This window comes from Dietzia sp. E1, from assembly GCF_014145015.1.
Classification (GTDB): domain Bacteria; phylum Actinomycetota; class Actinomycetes; order Mycobacteriales; family Mycobacteriaceae; genus Dietzia; species Dietzia cinnamea_A.
The window spans coordinates 1-12,871 of record NZ_JAALDU010000229.1; the positions used below are offsets into that span (position 1 = coordinate 1).

The window sequence follows — 12,871 nt, forward strand, 5'->3', positions numbered from 1 at the left end:
CCGGCCGCCGATGGCGGCCGGGCCCCGTTCCCGGTTCGGGTGGATCAGGCGAACGCCTCGTCCACCAGAGCCTTCTGCTCGACGGCGTGAACCTTGCTCAGGCCGGTCGAGGTGGCGGCCATCGGGCGACGGGAGACCCGCTTGAGCGGCGGGAAGTCGTCGATCCGCTCCGGCAGTTCGAGCGCGAGGAAGCTCCACGCACCCTGGTTGGCCGGCTCCTCTTGGACCCAGCGGACCTCGGTGAGGTTCGGGTAGTGGTCCAGCGCCTCACGCATGCGGCGGTGGGGGACCGGGTAGAGCTGCTCGAGGCGGACGATCGCGATGTCGTCGCGGCCCTCCTTCTCCTGGCGGGCGGCGAGCTCGTAGTAGAGCTTGCCGGACACCAGCAGCATGGTCTTGACCTTGCCGGCGTCCTTGGACCCGTCCGCGAACGTCGGATCATCGAGGACGGACCGGAACTTGCCGGAGGTGAAGTCCGCGATCGCGCTGACGGCCTTCTTGTTGCGCAGCATCGACTTGGGCGTGAAGACCACCTGGGGCCGCTTGATGCCGTCGGTGGCGTGGCGGCGTAGGAGGTGGAAGTAGTTCGCCGGGGTCGACGGCTGGGCGACGGTCATCGAGCCCTCCGCGCACAGCTGGAGGAACCGCTCGATGCGGCCGGACGTGTGGTCCGGGCCCATGCCCTCGTGGCCGTGGGGGAGTAGCAGGGTGACCGAGGACTTCTGTCCCCACTTTGCCTCACCGGACGAGATGTACTCGTCGATGATGGTCTGCGCACCGTTGACGAAGTCACCGAACTGCGCCTCCCAGAGCACGAGCGCGTCGGGGTCGCCGACGGAGTAGCCGTACTCGAAGCCGAGGCCCGCGTACTCGGTGAGCGCCGAGTTCCACACCTCGAAGCGGCCCTCGGCGTCCTCGAGGTTCTGCAGCGGTGAGTAGGGCTCGGAGGTGGTCTTGTCGACCACCACCGCGTGCCGCTGCGTGAAGGTGCCGCGCTGCGAGTCCTGGCCGGCCAGGCGGACGGTCTTGCCCTCACGGACGAGCGAGCCGATCGCGAGTAGCTCGGCGAAGGCCCAGTCGATGTTGCCGTTGTAGGCCATCTTCTGGCGTGCCTCGTACACCGGCTTCACGCGCGGGTGGATGCGGAACTCCTCCGGGAGGTTGCCGAAGGCGTCGCCGATCGCGTGGATGACGGACTCGTCCACCGCCGTCACCAGTCGCTTGGGCAGCGGCTGGTTGGGCAGGATCGACTCGGAGGCCTTGACCGGGTGCTTCTCGAGCTCGCGGACCTCGTTGAAGACGCGCTCCAGCTGCCCCTGGAAGTCGCGGAGGGCGTTCTCCGCCTCCTTCTCGGTGATGTCGCCACGACCGACGAGATCCTCGGTGTAGGACTGACGGACGCTCTTCTTGCCGTCGATCACCTCGTACATCCGCGGCTGGGTCATCGACGGGTCGTCGGCCTCGTTGTGCCCGCGACGGCGGTAGCAGACGAGGTCGATCACGACATCCTTCTTGAACTGCTGACGGAAGTCCATCGCGAGCCGGGCGACGCGCACACACGCCTCGGGGTCGTCGCCGTTCACGTGGAAGATCGGCGAGCCGATCATCTTGGCGACGTCCGTGGCGTACTGGCTGGAGCGGCCGGCCTCGGGGGCGGTGGTGAACCCGATCTGGTTGTTGACCACGATGTGGATCGTGCCACCGGTGCGGTACCCGTCGATCTGGGAGAGGTTGAGCGTCTCGGCGACGACACCCTGCCCGGCGAACGCGGCGTCACCGTGCAGCATGAGCGGCACGACCGGGTACTCGGCGCGCCACTCCGGGTCCTCGATGAGGTCCTGCTTGGCGCGGACGATGCCCTCGAGAACCGGGTCGACCGCCTCGAGGTGGGACGGGTTGGCCGTGAGCGAGACCTTGATCTCGTTCTCGCCGAACATCTGGTACTGGATGCCCTCGGCGCCGAGGTGGTACTTCACGTCACCCGAGCCGTGCGCGGCCGAGGGGTCCATGTTGCCCTCGAACTCCGTGAAGATCTGGCGGTAGGGCTTACCGACGATGTTCGCCAGCACGTTGAGGCGACCGCGGTGCGGCATGCCGATGACGACCTCGTCCAGGCCGAACTCGGCGGCCTCGTCGATCACCGCGTCCATCATCGGGATGACGGACTCGGCGCCCTCGAGGGAGAACCGCTTCTGACCGACGTACTTGGTCTGCAGGAAGGTCTCGAAGGCCTCGGCGGCGTTGACCTTGGACAGGATGTACTTCTGCTCGGCGACGGTCGGCTTGTCGTCGACCCCCTCGATGCGCTCCTGGATCCACTGGCGCTGTTCGTTCTCGAGGATGTGGGTGTACTCGATACCGATCTTGCGGCAGTAGGCGGCGCGCAGGGCGGAGAGCACGTCGCGCAGACGCATCTTGTCCTTGCCGACGAAGCCGCCGACGGAGAACTTGCGGTCGAGGTCCCACAGGGTGAGCTCGTGCGAGTTGACGTCGAGATCCGGGTGGAAGGTGCGGCGACGCTGCGCGTGCTTCCCGTCGAGCGGGTCGATGTCGGCCATGAGGTGGCCGCGATCCCGGTACGCGGCGATGAGCTCGAGGACGCGGGCGTCCTTGTCGACGCGGGGATCGGTGATGTCCTGGCGCCACCGGACGGGCTCGTACGGGATGCCGAGGACGTCGAAGATCTCGTCGTAGAACTCGTCCGCGAGGAGCAGGCGGTGGATCTCGCGCAGGAACTCGCCGGACTCGGCGCCCTGGATGATCCGGTGGTCGTAGGTCGAGGTCAGCGTGGTGATCTTGCCGACGGCGTTGTTGGCCAGCTGCTCCTCGCTGGCGCCCTGGAACTCGGCGGGGTACTCCATGGCGCCCACACCGAGGATCGCGCCCTGTCCCACGGTCAGACGGGGCACCGAGTGCACGGTGCCGATACCGCCCGGGTTGGTCAGCGAGACCGTGACGCCGGAGAAGTCGTCCATCGTCAGCTTGCCCTCGCGGGCGCGGGCGACGATGTCCTCGTAGGCGTCGAGGAAGCCGCGGAAGTCGAGGGTCTCACAGTTGCGGATGGCCGCGACGACGAGCGAGCGACCGGCCTTGGTCTTCATGTCGATGGCCAGTCCGAGGTTGATCCCCGCCGGGGTGACGGTGTGCGGCTTGCCGTCGATCTCCTCGTAGTGGTTGTTCATGTTCGGGTACACCTTGATGGCCTGCACCATCGCGTACCCGATGAGGTGGGTGAAGGAGATCTTCCCACCGTGCGTGCGCTTGAGATGGTTGTTGATGACCATCCGGTTGTCGATCATGAGCTTGGCCGGGACCGCGCGGACAGAGGTCGCGGTCGGCAGCGAGAGCGACGCGTTCATGTTCTTGACGATCGCGTTGGCCGCCCCGCGCAGCGCCTTGGTCTCCGTCTCCTGAGGAGGCGTGTACTGCGGACGGGAGGGCTTGCCCACCGCCGGCGAATCGGGTTTCCTGCGTGTCTCCGGGGTGCCCGAGGGGGCGGGCACGCCCTGGCCACGCGCCTTGCGACGGGGTGAGGCGTCGGCGTCCGGCTTGGCCGCGACGTCCTTGGCGGACGCCGTCGGCGTCACGTCGTCCACGGTCAGCTCCCCGGCCTTCTTCTTCGCCGAGGACCCGGTCCCCTCGTCCGCCTTGCCCGACTGCTTCGACGTCGCACGGGTCTCACCGCCGGACCGCGCCCGGTCTCCGGCCCCGCCCGTTCCGCGCGGGGCGGTGCCGTTGGTGGAGCGGGACCCGGAGGAGGAGGCGGCCTCCGGGTTGGCCTTGAAGAATTCGTGCCAGGACTCGTCCACCGAGGACGGGTCCTTGGCGAACCGCTCGTACATCTCGTCTACGAGCCACTGGTTCTGTCCGAACTGTGAGACGTTGTTGCTCACGATCTTGTGGTGCCTCTCTGGTTCTGTGGTGGGTTTCACACGTCAATGGATCCAGGCTAGACCGTCTGCCCGATCGGGGCTTTCCGATCTCACCTGACAGGGGGATGCCACTCGCCCGTCACCGTGGGTTCACGCGGTGGGCCGGGTCGTCTGTTCATGCGGTGGGCCACGCCGTCGGGGGCGCGCCGAAGGTCGCGTGGGCGGTGTCCACGACCGTCCGTCCGAGTCGCCGGTTGCCCCAGCCGCCGACCGCCGCCCCGAGCCCCGCGGGCGCGAGTTTGCCCACAGCCAACCCGGCGCGCTTGACGGCGAACTTGCGGACGAAACGACTCAGCATGCGGCGGTTGATCTCCTTGAGGCCGGGCACGTGCAGCGACCTGCTCGCCAGCGACGCCGCGCCGCCGGACCCGCCGGACGACCCGACCGCGTTGGCGAGAATCGCCGTGCCGGATGCCCCGAGCATCACGGTCATGACCAGGAGTTCCTCGTGCTCGCCCTCACGGACGTCGATGCCGTGCACCTCCGCCACCGCCAGCGTGTAGAAGGCGGCCGCCTCCAGGAAAACCAGGGACTCGGCTCCCACCGCGCCGAACGCGACGATCGTGCCGATGCCGGGAACGGCGGCGGTGGCGCCCACGGCCGCGCCGGAGGCGGTGACGGCGGTGAGGAATCGGCTGTCGAGACGTTCGCGGATCCGCGCGGGCGACTCGTCGGGGTGTGCGCGACGGAGTTGGCGGACGTAGGCGCGGGCGGCGCCGGCCTGACCTCGGATCGCCCGGCGCAGGGCTGCCGTCACCAGCCCCGCGGCGGGACCGGAGGCGTCGGCTTGGGCGGGGACGCGGTCGGGCACTGGTCACTCACTCCTGGGGGTCGTGGCGGGCGGTCGGCACGGGCCGCTCGTACCACCACGGTACGCAACCTGGGGCGGGGCGCGCCCTAGGGCAGCACACGCTCGGTGTACTCGTTGCCGAAGAGCCGATCGGGGTCGAGTCGGTCGCGCACCGAGACGAAGTCGTCGAAGCGCTCGACCATCGTCGACAGGTCCGCGGCGGTCCGGGTGTGCATCTTGCCCCAGTGCGGTCTCCCGCCCGAGGCGAGGAAGATCGACTCGGCCAGCCGGAACAACTCGGTGTGGTCCATCCGATGGTACTGGTGGACGGCGATGTAGCAGACCTCGCGGTGGTGGGCGGTCGACATCCAGACGTCGTCGGCGGCGGCGAACCGCACCTCCACCGGGAACGGCGTGACGACGCCGGACCGGTCGATCGTGTCGCGGAGGTCCCGCAACACGCCGGAGGCGGCGCCGATGGGCACCGCGTACTCCATCTCGCGGAACCGCACGCGCCGCGGCGACGCGAAGACGCGGTAGCTACGATCCGTGAACCCGCGGGCGGACAGCGCCCGTGAGGCGAAGCGGTTGAGCCGGGGCGTCAGTGCCGGTCTGCGCGTCGCGGCGCGGCACAGCGCGTCGAACGCCTCGTTCGACAGGAACTCGTCGCTCACCAGCTCGCGGACACGGCCCACGGGGCGGAGCTCCGTGTCGCCGGGCAGGCGGGTGTTCCGTTTGACGGTGATCGTGTCGGTGTGCGGGAACCAGAAGAACTCGGCGTGGTCCGCGGAGCGGGCGAACCCCTCCAGATCCTGCAGAGCCGCCGAGAGCGTCCACGGGCGTTCCTCGGCCCGGAGGGCGAAGGCGGGCACGCACCGGATCGTCATCTTGGTGATGATCCCCAGGGCGCCGAGGCCGAGACGGGCGGCCTCGAAGACCTCCGGATGCGAGGTCGGGGAGCATGAGAGGACGGACCCGTCGGCGGTGACGAGCTGCAGTCCGACGACGGTGGCGGGCAGGCCCGGCGCCCCGCACCCGGTGCCGTGGGTCCCGGTGGACACGGCGCCGGCGAGCGACTGCTCCGCGAAGTCCCCGAGGTTCTGTTGCGCCAACCCGAGGTCCCAGAGCAGCGGGCCGAGGCGGTGCAGGCGGGTCCCGGCCCAGACGGTCACGTCGGCACCGTCGACGCGGCCGGCCGCGTCGCGGGTCGGTACGATCGACTCGATCCCGGTGAGGTCGTCCAGGGAGACCAGAACCCCGTCGGTCGCCGCAGCCGGGGTGAAGGAGTGCCCGGCGCCCACGCACTTGACCCGGTCACCCCGCTCCGCCGCAGCGGTCACCACGTCGCTCACCTCGGCGACCGTCGTGGGGGCCCGCCGCTCCGACGGGGTCGCCAGCACGTTGCCGGCCCAGTTCTGCCAGGGGGCCACCGAGGTCGTCATGGCTGGAGAGAATACCGGCGGGCGGCCGGGCCGGGAGCCGTCCTGGACAATCGACCTGAATATTCGGCGGAGGTCCGCGCGACCTGGGGAGCAGAGGCCTGTTATCGGTGTCTACCGCCTCCTCGTCGTCGTACCATGGACGGGTGACCAGACGACTACCTGCCGATCAGCGCCGGGCGCAGCTACTCCAGGCCGCGCTGGAGATCGCCGAGCACGACGGCCTGGGGGCGGTGACCGTGCGAGGCGTCGCCGAGCGTGCAGGCGTCTCCCTCGGAGTCGTCCACTACTGCTACACGGACAAAGAGGAGCTCATCCGCGAGGTGATCGGTGCGGTGAACTCCGAGGTCCACCAGGCCGCGCGGGCGTTCGTGAGTGTCGACTTCGATTCGGGGGCCCGCGGTACCGAGGGGCTGAGGCGCCGGCTGTACGAGGCGATCGACCTGGTCTGGGCCGTCATCTCAGCCTCGCCCGACAGGCAACTGCTCACCTACGAGATCGTCTCGTACTCTCTCCGGACCCACGGGCTCCCAGAGGTCGGACTGGCCCGGAACCAGCAGGAGTCCAACGAGGCGATCGTGCGGTCGGTGCTCGAACGCACCGCCGACTCCGCCGGCGTCCGGTGGGGGATGGGCCTCGACGACATGGTGCGGGTGGTGCTCTCGATCATCACCGGCGTGAGCCTCCGCTGGCAGATCTACCGGGACGACGACGAGGCCAACGACCTGTTGCACCGCGCGGTCGACCTGATCGTCCGGGACGCGCGGCCCGCCGACGGTGCGTAGCCCGGCCCGGGCCCATCCGCTCGCGGTCGTCGGCGACCTGGACGCCGCGACGGCCGGCATTGACGCACCGCTCGCGGCGCTGCACCTGCCGAGTCTGCGGCAGAACATGCAAGACCTGCGCCGAAGGGCCGGGGGCACCAGGATCCGCATCGCCAGCAAATCAGTGCGGTCGCGTGGGGTGCTCCGCGAGGTCCTCGGCGCGGACCTGCTCGGGGACGAGGCGGTCCGCGGCGTCATGGCGTACTCGCTCGCCGAAGCGCTGTGGCTCGTCGACTCGGGGTGCGACGACGTCCTCATGGGATACCCCACTGTCGACCGCGCGGCCCTGGAGCGGCTCGGTGCGGACGCGGGCGCGCTCGACGCGGTGACCCTGATGGTCGACGACCCGCGCCAGTTGGCGATCGCCCGCGAGGCCGGCGCGAACGGCGCCCGGGTGTGTATCGACGTCGACGCCTCACTCCGGATCGGGCCGGTCCACCTCGGGGTCCGGCGATCCCCCCTGCGCGGCCCGGAGGACGTGGCACCCCTGGTGCGTCACGCCACCCGCGAGGGATTCCGCGTGGTCGGGGCGATGTTCTACGAGGCGCAGGTCGCAGGGGTGCCGGACGACGTTCCCGGGGTCGGCGCGGTCAAGCGACTGTCGATGCGCCGGCTCCGCGCGGTGCGCCGGTCGGTCGCCGAGGCCATCGCTGACATCACCGGACAGTGGCCCGAGATCGTCAACTCTGGCGGCTCGGGGTCGGTCGCCGAGAGCGCCGCGGCGCCCGCTGTCACCGAGGTCACCGCCGGCTCGGGCCTCTACGTGCCGGGGCTGTTCGACGCCTACCGGTCCTTCACGCCACGGCCGGCCCTGATGTTCGCACTGCCCGCAGTGCGGAGGCCCGGTCCCGGGCTGACCACGTTCCTCTACGGGGGGTACGTCGCCTCCGGACCCCCGGGCGACGATCGCCTGCCGGTGCCCGTCGCGCCGGCGGGGTTGAGATACCTCGGACGGGAGGGCGCCGGCGAGGTCCAGACGCCCGTGCGCGGGAAGGTGCCCATCGGCGGGCGTGCCTGGTGGAGGCACGCCAAGGCGGGTGAGTTGTGCGAGCGGTTCGACACGCTGCACGTGGTGGACGAGACTGCTGACGGGCCCGCCCTCGTGGACCGCTGGCCCACCTACCGTGGTGAAGGGAAGTGTTTCGGATGACCGACGCCCACGACATGACCGACGAGGCCCGGGAGCGGATGCGCGCGGAGGCCGTCTCGATCACGGCCGACCTCGTCGCCATCGACTCGACCAACACAGGCGACCCCGCGACGATCGGCGACGGCGAGACCCGTGTCTGTCGGCGGATCGCCGAGTACCTCCACGAGGTCGGCGTCGACAGCGAGCTCGTGGAGTCGGTGCCGGGCAGGGGCAGCCTGTTCGCACGGTTGGAGGGTGCGGATCCGCAGGCGGGTGGTCTCGTCGTGCACGGTCACGTCGACGTCGTGCCGGCGGTCGCCGAGGACTGGTCCGTCCCGCCCTTCGCGGGGGAGATCCGGGACGGCTGGCTCTACGGCCGCGGGACCGTCGACATGAAGAACATGATCGGCATGATCCTGGCCGTGGTGCGCCACTACCGACGCGAGGGGATCGTCCCGCGGCGCCCCCTTCTGCTCGCCTTCTTCGCCGACGAGGAGGCGGCCGGCATCATGGGCGCCAAGTGGATCGTCCGCGAGCGTCCCGAGATCTTCGACGGCATGACCCAGGCGCTCAGCGAGGTCGGCGGATGGTCGGTGCCCGTGGCGGGGCGTCGTCTGTACCCCATCGCCATCGCCGAGAAGGGCGTGGCCTGGGCGAAGGTGACCGCGCACGGTGCCGCCGCACACGCCTCGCGTCCCACGCCCGACAACGCCGTCGCGGCCATCGCCGGTGCGGTCCACCGGGTCGCCGGCATCGAATTCCCGGTGGAACCCACCGAGGCCAATACCGCGCTCGCCGCGACGGTCGGCCGGATCGCCGGCGGCAGCGGGGACGTCGCCGAGCTGCCGGACCACCTCGAGGTCCTCGGCCACTTCGGCCCGCTCGTCGCCGCCTCCCTGTCGCACACCGCTTCGCCGACCGTCCTGTCCGCCGGGTACAAGACCAACGTCATCCCGACGGAGGCGCACGCCGAGATCGACTGCCGTGTCCTGCCCGGCGGCGAGGAGACGTTCCGTGCGGAGGTGGAGCGGGAGCTCGGGCCGGACGTGTCGGTCGAGTGGATCTGGCAGCCGCCCATCGCGGCCCCGGCGGACGCCCCCCTGGTCGACGTGATCGGAGAGGCCGTCCGCGAGTCGGATCCGGACGCCCTTGTGGTGCCGTACCTCCTGCCCGCCAGCACCGACAACAAGCATCTCGCCGAGCTGGGGATCGACGGATACGGCTTCGTCCCGCTACGCGTGCCCGACGAGTTCGACGTGTTCGGCCACTTCCACGCCGTCGACGAGCGGGTGCCCGTCGACGCGCTGCACTTCGGTGCCGACGTGCTCGCGCGCGTCCTCCGGTCGGCGTGAGGGGCACGACGCAGGACCGCGACGCCGCGCGGTCCGCGCCCCGGACCCGCCTGCCGGCGGACATCTGGGTCCTCGTCGTGGCCGCGTTCGCGGTCGCGATCGGGTACGGACTAGTGGCGCCGGTGCTGCCGCAGTTCGCCCGCGACTTCGACGTGTCCGTCGCCGCCGCCTCGGTCGTGGTCAGCGCCTTCGCCTTCTTCCGACTGGTGTTCGCGCCCGCCGGCGGGTTCCTCGTGGACCGGATGGGGGAGCGCTGGGTCTACATGACCGGCCTGCTCATCGTCGTGGTCTCCACCCTGGCGACCGGCCTGGCGCAGTCCTACTGGCAGCTGCTCATCTTCCGCGGCCTCGGCGGTCTCGGGTCCACGATGTTCACCATCTCCGCGATGGCGCTGTTGACCAGGCTCTCACCGCCGGGCGAGCGGGGACGGATCGCCGGGCTGTACGCGACCGCGTTCCTCATCGGCAACATCGGCGGGCCCGTGCTGGGCGGACTGCTGGCGGAGTTCGGGATGCGCGTCCCGTTCTTCGTCTACGCCGGAACCCTGCTCGTGGCGACCGGCGTGGTGGCCGTGTTCCTGCGAGGCGGTCGTAGGCGCTCACCTGATGACGAGTCCCCCGAGCAGGAGCCACTGCTCGTCGGCGAGGCGTTGCGTCACAGCGGCTACCGTGCCGCGCTGATCTCCAGTTTCGTCAACGGCTGGACCTCGTTCGGCGTCCGTGTCGCCATCATCCCGCTGTTCGCAGCGGCCAATTTCGACGCCGGTGCCGGTATCGCGGGCACGGCGTTGGCGTCCTTCGCCGTGGGCACGGCCTCCGTGGTCTCGGCGGCGGGCAGGCTGTCGGACCGTTTCGGGAGGCGACCGATGGTGATCATCGGCCTCGTGGTCTCCGGCGTCACGACCATCGCCCTGGGGTGGTGCGACACCGTTCCACTCCTCGTCGCGGCGTCGGTGGTGGCGGGCATGGGCGCCGGGATCCTCAACCCGGCACAGCAAGCCGCCGTCGCCGATGTCATCGGCGCGGACCGCGCCGGAGGCAAGGTGCTGGCCACCTTCCAGATGGCGAGCGACTCCGGGGCGATCCTGGGCCCCGTGGTCGTGGGCCTGGTGGTGGACCGGCTGGGCTACAGGACGGGTTTCGCGGTCTCCGGCGTCCTCCTCCTGGCGGCGGTGGTGCCCTGGATCGTGGCCAGGGAGCCCCGGCAGGCGGCCGACAGGGTGGCCGCGGGGGAGTGACCTGCGCAAGCCGTGTCGCTCAACGGACCTCGCAGGCCGTAGCATGTAAGGCCTCATGGAGAACAACGACGAGGACCGTACCGCCACCGCCGGCGACGAGGTCGACACCGACGCCAGCACGCCCGAAACACCCGAAGCCGCGCCGGCCGGAGCCAGCGATGACGCCCCCCGCGACCAGGCTCCCGCCGAGGACGCCGCGGTCACCTTCGCGGACATGGGGCTCGCGCCCGCTGTCGCCAAGGCGGTGCAGGACATCGGATACGAGGTGCCCTCCGCGATCCAGGAGGCCACCATCCCGCTGGTCCTCGAGGGCCGAGACGTGGTGGGCCTGGCCCAGACGGGCACCGGCAAGACGGCGGCGTTCGCGCTGCCCATCCTGTCGCTGATCGACCCCTCGGTGAAGAGCCCCCAGGCACTGGTGCTGGCGCCGACCCGCGAACTGGCTCTGCAGGTCGCCGAGGCGTGTGTCACCTACTCCGCAGGCATGCCCCAAGTGAACGTCCTGCCCATCTACGGCGGCCAGGCGTACGGCATCCAGCTGTCCGGGCTCAGGAGGGGCGCCCAGATCATCGTCGGCACCCCCGGGCGGGTCATCGACCACCTCAAGAAGGGCACGCTCGACCTCTCCGGCCTGCGGCACCTCGTCCTCGACGAGGCGGACGAGATGCTGGCGATGGGCTTCCAGGAGGACGTCGAGCGGATCCTGTCGGACACGCCGGAGAGCACTCAGGTCGCATTGTTCTCCGCGACGATGCCGTCCGCGATCCGTCGGATCTCGCAGAAGTACCTCACCGATCCCGCCGAGGTGAAGGTCGCGTCCAAGACCTCCACCGCCCCGAACATCCAGCAGCGCTACGTCCTGGTCAACCACCGTGACAAGCTCGACGCGCTGACGCGGATCCTCGAGGTCGAGGACTTCGACGCGATGATCATGTTCGTCCGGACCAAGTCCGCCACCGAAGAGCTGGCGGAGCGGCTCCGGGCGCGCGGTTTCTCGGCCGCTCCCATCAACGGCGACATCCCCCAGAACCTGCGTGAGCGCACCATCGAGGCGCTCAAGGACGGCCGCACCGACATCCTCGTCGCGACCGACGTCGCCGCCCGTGGCCTCGACGTGCCGCGCATCAGCCACGTCGTCAACTACGACATCCCGCACGACACCGAGTCGTACATCCACCGCATCGGCCGCACTGGGCGCGCCGGCCGGAGCGGGCACGCGCTGCTGTTCGTCACCCCTCGTGAGCGTCGTCTGCTGTCGCAGATCGAGCGCGCGACCCGGCAGCCGCTCACGGAGATCCAGCTGCCCAGCGTCGATGACGTCAACGAGATGCGGATGGCCAAGTTCGCACAGTCCATCACCGAGAGCCTCGACGACCCCAACATCGCGCTGTTCCGCCGGCTCGTGGAGGAGTACGCCTCCGAGCACTCGGTGTCGATGGCGGACATCGCCGCCGCACTGGCGACCCAGTCCCGCAACTCGGACGAGTTCCTCATGCGTGAGCCGGAGCGTCCCCAGCGGCGTGATCGGCAGGACGACCGCGGGGGCGACCGACGCGACCGTCCCGCGCGGAACTTCTCCGATGGGCCGCGGCCGTCGCGTACGGGTAAGGACATGGCCCAGTACCGGATCGCCGTGGGCAAGCGGAACAACATCAAGCCCGGTTCCATCATGGGCGCGCTGGCCAACGAAGCAGGCCTCAGCGGCGGCGACATCGGGCGAATCTCGATCCGGTTCGACCACTCGATCGTGGAACTGCCCGCCGGCCTGCCGTCGGATCAGCTCGAGTCGATGAAGGGCATCCGCGTCGGCGGCGCCGAGATCGACATCCGACCCGACAGTGGCGCGCCCGCGGGGCGGCCCTCCTCGTTCCGGGACGACCGGGGCGGGAAGCCGCGCGGGGGCGGCCACCGGCGCGACGATCGTGGTGACCGCGGTGGCTACTCCGACCGTCGAGGCGAGCGGCACGGGGATCGCAGGGACGACAGGCGCGACAACCGGCGTGACGACCGGGGCGGTTTCCGCCGCGGAGACGACGACCGGCGCGGCGGCGGAGGGTTCCGGGGGCGTTCCGGGGGCGGGCAGGACCGCTACTGACGCGGATTCCCGCGGGAGGCCGGCGTGGACCGGGCCTCCCGCCTCACCGCCCCGCCGGGCACCGGCGGGCGG

8 protein-coding genes are annotated in these 12,871 nt (G+C 70.4%); 5 read left to right on the forward strand and 3 right to left on the reverse strand.

All coding sequences use genetic code 11. The features are described 5' to 3' along the window. Nucleotides 1-44 precede the first annotated feature (44 nt). The 3 genes from G6030_RS08660 to G6030_RS08670 form a co-directional block, all read right to left on the reverse strand. Nucleotides 45-3,893 (reverse strand): multifunctional oxoglutarate decarboxylase/oxoglutarate dehydrogenase thiamine pyrophosphate-binding subunit/dihydrolipoyllysine-residue succinyltransferase subunit, encoded by a 3,849-nt coding sequence (locus tag G6030_RS08660; RefSeq protein WP_347238615.1) that lies wholly within the window; start codon nucleotides 3,891-3,893, stop codon nucleotides 45-47. A 154-nt stretch (nucleotides 3,894-4,047) separates the two neighbouring features. Then, a complete protein-coding gene (locus G6030_RS08665) occupies nucleotides 4,048-4,743 on the reverse strand; it encodes a hypothetical protein (protein ID WP_182642853.1) in 696 nt (231 codons plus the stop codon). An 86-nt stretch (nucleotides 4,744-4,829) separates the two neighbouring features. Continuing rightward, nucleotides 4,830-6,164 carry a D-arabinono-1,4-lactone oxidase gene (locus G6030_RS08670; RefSeq protein WP_182642854.1) on the reverse strand — a complete coding sequence of 445 codons (1,335 nt, stop codon included), beginning with the start codon at nucleotides 6,162-6,164 and terminating at the stop codon, nucleotides 4,830-4,832. 143 nt (nucleotides 6,165-6,307) lie between these two features. Between G6030_RS08670 and G6030_RS08675 the strand changes: the two genes are divergently transcribed. Genes G6030_RS08675 through G6030_RS08695 form a run of 5 tightly spaced genes read left to right on the forward strand, consistent with a single transcriptional unit; the run spans nucleotide 6,308 to nucleotide 12,799 of the window. After that, a complete protein-coding gene (locus G6030_RS08675; protein WP_182642855.1) occupies nucleotides 6,308-6,946 on the forward strand; it encodes a TetR family transcriptional regulator in 639 nt (212 codons plus the stop codon). Further along, the gene (locus G6030_RS08680) at nucleotides 6,939-8,135 is read left to right on the forward strand and encodes an alanine racemase (RefSeq protein ID WP_182642856.1); all 1,197 of its coding nucleotides are present in this window, start codon (nucleotides 6,939-6,941) and stop codon (nucleotides 8,133-8,135) included. Before G6030_RS08675 ends, G6030_RS08680 begins: the two co-directional genes overlap by 8 nt. Next, a complete protein-coding gene (locus tag G6030_RS08685) occupies nucleotides 8,132-9,466 on the forward strand; it encodes a M20/M25/M40 family metallo-hydrolase (protein WP_182642857.1) in 1,335 nt (444 codons plus the stop codon). Before G6030_RS08680 ends, G6030_RS08685 begins: the two co-directional genes overlap by 4 nt. Next, a complete protein-coding gene (locus G6030_RS08690; protein WP_182642858.1) occupies nucleotides 9,463-10,704 on the forward strand; it encodes an MFS transporter in 1,242 nt (413 codons plus the stop codon). The genes G6030_RS08685 and G6030_RS08690 overlap by 4 nt, the downstream gene beginning before the upstream one ends. A 55-nt stretch (nucleotides 10,705-10,759) precedes the next feature. Beyond that, the gene (locus tag G6030_RS08695; protein ID WP_063972068.1) at nucleotides 10,760-12,799 is read left to right on the forward strand and encodes a DEAD/DEAH box helicase; all 2,040 of its coding nucleotides are present in this window, start codon (nucleotides 10,760-10,762) and stop codon (nucleotides 12,797-12,799) included. Nucleotides 12,800-12,871 lie beyond the last annotated feature (72 nt).

Bases quoted from the DNA above. Each gene is read 5' to 3' on its own strand.
- G6030_RS08670 (WP_182642854.1), bottom strand. From the start codon at position 6,164: ATGACGACCTCGGTGGCCCCCTGGCAGAACTGGGCCGGCAACGTGCTG.
- G6030_RS08685 (WP_182642857.1), top strand. From the start codon at position 8,132: ATGACCGACGCCCACGACATGACCGACGAGGCCCGGGAGCGGATGCGC.
- G6030_RS08695 (WP_063972068.1), top strand. From the start codon at position 10,760: ATGGAGAACAACGACGAGGACCGTACCGCCACCGCCGGCGACGAGGTC.